This is a genomic window from Moorena sp. SIO4A5 (genome assembly GCF_010672005.1).
GTDB lineage: Bacteria > Cyanobacteriota > Cyanobacteriia > Cyanobacteriales > Coleofasciculaceae > Moorena.
In genome coordinates, this window is sequence record NZ_JAAHHZ010000378.1 from 1 (window position 1) to 4,613 (window position 4,613).

General features: G+C 43.2%; 2 protein-coding genes and 1 pseudogene. 2 read left to right on the top strand and 1 reads right to left on the bottom strand.

Annotation, left to right across the window (positions count from 1 at the left end; genetic code table 11):
* Positions 1 to 2,447 (top strand): ATP-binding protein (locus tag F6K57_RS37370; protein WP_293073391.1); only part of this gene is annotated, 2,447 nt, incomplete at its 5' end.
* A 681-nt stretch (positions 2,448 to 3,128) separates the two neighbouring features.
* On the top strand, positions 3,129 to 4,175 hold the full coding sequence (locus F6K57_RS37375; RefSeq protein ID WP_293058162.1) for a DUF2235 domain-containing protein: 1,047 nt from the start codon (positions 3,129 to 3,131) through the stop codon (positions 4,173 to 4,175).
* Between the two features lie 109 nt (positions 4,176 to 4,284).
* On the opposite strand, the pseudogene F6K57_RS37380 reads toward F6K57_RS37375, so the two are convergent.
* Positions 4,285 to 4,613 (bottom strand): annotated as a pseudogene (locus tag F6K57_RS37380) (glycosyltransferase); the annotation flags it as partial.

Consider the following 4,613-nt stretch of genomic DNA (forward strand, 5'->3'; position numbering starts at 1 on the left):
CAGTGAAGAAAACCGGGGCAAACCATACCCGGTGCCGGGAAACCGCTGCACCAACTGACTTAACTCTTTCAAACAGCCAGGAGCAGGTATTCTCGTTTGTTAAAATTCCTCTGTCACCTTCTGTCGCTGCCCTTTGGGAGGGAGGACTAGAAACTGGCAGTGAGCCTAAGGTCGCTTTTGACTATTCGAGATCTCCAATCTCTAGGTCTGAGTCACCCAACTCTCAATTATACCTAGTCTTGGCTCAAGATACCACAGAGCAACGACTTTTTGCCCAAGAACTGGCAGCAAAAAATGCTGATTTAGTGCAACTCAACCGACTCAAAGATGAGTTTTTAGCTTGTATTAGCCATGAACTGAAAACACCGATAACTGCGATTTTGGGTTTGTCAACTTTGTTGAAAGACCAAGCCCTAGGGGAACTCAATCAACGTCAATCCCGTTATGCGCAGTTAATTTATCAGAGTGGCCGTAAGCTAATGACCGTGGTCAACGATATTCTCGATTTGACCCGTATGGAGACTGGTCAACTGAAACTTACCCTCGAACCGGTGCCAATTCGGACTGTATGCGATCGCGCTTATGACCAAGCTCGCTCTGAGATAGACTCAAAACACTCGGAGGACAACAATCGAGATTATCCGACAAAATTCACCCTAGAGATTGAAGCAAGTTTAGAGATGCTGATTGCTGACGAGTTGCGTTTACGGCAAATGTTGGCCCATCTGTTTTCTAATGCCCTTAAGTTTACCGATGGCAGTGGTGAAATTGGTCTGAAGGTCAATTGGTGGCAAGGTTGGATTGCTTTCACGGTCTGGGACACTGGCATTGGTATTCCTGCCGATAAACAGCACTTGATCTTTCAGAAATTTCAACAGCTGGAAAAGCCTCTGACTCGTAGCTTTGAGGGGACTGGTCTGGGATTAGTTTTAACACAACATCTAGCTCACTTGCATGGTGGAGATGTCTCGTTTATTTCCAAGGCAGGGGTCGGTAGTCAGTTTACCCTACTCTTCCCCCCCTGTCCTCCCCACGCTTCATCTGATCAATTGGACAATTGGGATGAGCAACTATCAGAGATTGCCCCTACGGCAACGTCTCACCCCCCATCTTCGACGCCCAACCGTTTAGTGTTAATTGTGGAAGCTGTACCTCTTTACCTGGAAGGATTGACGGAACAGCTCAAGAGTTTAGGCTATTGGGTAGTGGTTGCCCGCTCTGGTACAGAAGCCATCGAAAAAGCCCGCCGTTTACAACCCTATGCTATCTTACTCAATCCCCTACTACCAAAACTTTCTGGTTGGGATGTCCTAACACTGCTAAAGTCGGATGCCCAAACTAATCACATCCCGGTTTTGGTCACAGCCACCCAGGCTGAAAAACAGCAGGCAACCCACAACAAAGCTGATGGTTTCTTAAGTTTGCCGGTACAAGAGGAAGCATTACGAGAAAACCTTTCTCGCCTGGCTAAAGACGAGAGTAATACCAGTAGTGTGCTAACGATTCTCTATCTCAATCCTGGTGATGGGCGAAAAGGCTATTATGTAGATTCCTACCAGAACTCTGACTCGTCTGCACTGACTGATGAGTTAACTTCACTATTGAGTCTAGAACACTTAGACCTGAATTATCGGGTACTCGAAGCCGATGATTTCGATCAAGCTGAGTTATTGAGTCGGGTTTGGAATCCAGATGTGATTGTATTAAATGGTGCTCGACTGATCAACCCTTTAATATACTTGAATCAGTTTTCATCATATCCTTCCTTGAGGACTTTACCACTAGTAACCCTGGATCACCAAACTACAGAAGCCGCTAATCAAGTAACTGGTCTTTCAGTCTATCCCTGTTTAGCACCAAATAATCAACAAAAGATGGCTGCCATACTGCAAGTCATTCAAGTGGCCGCTGGAATCAGTTGCAAGCCTACCATTTTAGTGATGGACACGGGGGAGCAGAGAACAAAGTTTAGGGGTAATCCGTTACAGGTTAACAGGTTGAACGTTGAATCGTCTCACTTATCCTACGGATTTTCTCTGGGAGGAAAATCATCAACATCTTGGCTACAGGCACTGATTCAATACTTACAAACTGCTGGTTATTCCAGCTTACTCGCCTGTTCTTGGGCAGAAGTATACCGTCAAATTCAGGGAAAAAGTGTGGACTTGCTGCTGATTCGATTAACAGATCTCACTAATCCTTTAGAACATTCCCAAGGATTGATAACTCTTGCTCAATTACCAGAGCGACCACCAATTCTGGTTTTGGATCATCGATTAGACGCTAAGCAGCATGATCCAGTAATCAAGAGTAGTAACAGTAGTAACTCCAATTCTCAGTTGGAGTTGCTGGTTAAGAAAATTGCTACTCAGATTGTACACTGGCATTCTCAGTCAATGACCCAGTTATTAAAGCAGATTAAGCAGGTCATGAACCCAACCCTTTAAAGGGGTGGCATGCAAGTCGGTCATATTCTCTGACACCGTGATTATCCATCCAGTCTTCGAGACACTTGTTGCGAACAAAGCCAGCCGTGGGGATCATCTAGTCAATGATGGCAAACTGTTTTGTTAACCTCCCTCTTTTGCCTTCAAGTACAAACAAGAGCAATTCCTAACTATCTGATCAGGAGAGTTTACCATAAGGATGCCCTGGGCCCAATGTGTTGGTTGCTCGCAATTCATCCCACCGCAAATCAAGGATTATGGCGTGAGCCTTCTTTCGAAATTCAAGCTAATATGGATAAGACAGCTCCTATCCACCCAAAGTTATTTTGATTTCTATCACGTTTTCCTTAGCATTTATAGTCAATAATAGTTAATATTTGTTGCTAATTAATAGCTTAAGGGTTAATTACTTTTAAGAAAACTAATTCAATTTTTGTAAAAGCAAATTAAAAATAATAAAAATCAAAATTGCCACGGTAAACAAAAAAACTATAAACGGTTGACAAAAGGATGATTAAATAGTAATAATTTTTCCAAAAATAAGTGCCAACAATAGTATGGCTTATGGTTAATGAATGGAGCGAGCGCTTGATCATCTGAGTTGCTCGAAAGTATTTACTTTAATTTAAATAGTTTTAAAGAGTAAGTAAGAGTAAGTAAGTTTTTTAAAGGAGGTATACCATGAAACGTCTTGTGGTATGTTGTGATGGCACATGGCAAGAGTTATCAAGTACTTACCCAAGTAATGTGGTTAAGATTTCTCAGGCAGTTAAACCATTGGGTAGTGACGGAGTTTCACAAATCGTATTCTACGATGAGGGAATTGGCACAGAAGACTCTCTCAAGAGCAAGCTTTTCGGTGGGGCTTTTGGCAAAGGGATTGATACCAATATCCAGGATGCTTATCGCTTTCTTTGCCTGAACTACGCCCCTGGTGACGAAATCTACCTGTTCGGTTTCAGTCGTGGGGCTTACACCGTGCGCAGTCTCGCTGGAATGATTTATAACTCAGGCTTGCTATCTCGGATTGAGATCGATAAAGCTCCGGAAGCCTACGAAATGTACCGCTCTCGGGATATCAAGCCTAATCACCAACAAATGGTAGCATTCCGCGAAAAATACGGAGAAAGTGTCCCCATTACCTTGCTTGGCTGCTGGGACACCGTTGGTTCCCTTGGTATCCCTAATTTATCTCCCTTTTTGCGGTTTGACAAAAGGGTTAACAAGAGGTATAGATTCCACGATACCTCTTTGAGTCCGATTATTGAGCATGGGTTGCACGCTGTATCCATTGATGAGCAGCGCAAAGTCTTTGACGTCACGCCAATGGACAAAAGTCACCTTTCCCAAACCCAGGTTGTTCGTGAAGTATGGTTTCCAGGGGTTCACGGCTCCGTCGGTGGTGGCTCCCAGGAGCAGAGCGGCTTGTCCGACGGCCCACTGCAGTGGATGATCGAGTCAATCGGCAAGATCGGTCTTGGTCTTGAGTTTGACCCAAGCGCAATTCCCACTGGTATCAACCTTGACTATGAAATTGATTTCAACAATGATCTGGGTCTATTCAAGTTCACAGGGCGCAAGCTACGGGAGATTTCTGATAACTTTGATGACCTTCATGAGAGTGTAATAGAACGCTGGATGAGGCGGCCCGATTATCGACCGAGCAATCTGGCTCAAAAGCACGGCTCCAGACTAAATCAACTATTAGAACAGAAGCAACAGAAGTAGAATAATGATGTCAATTTTGGTTGGTTGACTAGTCAACAGCTAATAATTAGTAATTTGTTATTTGAATAAAATTGTGAAGTATGAAGTATGAAGTATGAAAAATAAATTTTCAATTTTTAATTTTAGAGTTATCAACAAAAACTTGTTTTGAAACCCGAATGAGTTTATAGGGACCAAGACTAGCTAAGGTAGTATATTGCTCAGGTTTTAGCTTGGCTTTCTTTAGCCTTTTATTCCTAGCTAACATCAAAACTGAGGGAGGTGAAGGCTGAGTCACTGCTATTTCTTTCATGTAATTTCGTGCTTTTTTACCTTTGCTCATGTAGGTGACGGGTTGCTGGGTGTAAAAAACCACACTGGGTTTTTTGAAACCAATCATAATCAATTCTTCTGAGGATTGCTTTTCTTGAACAGCAATGGCAGATAATTGCCGTAGGG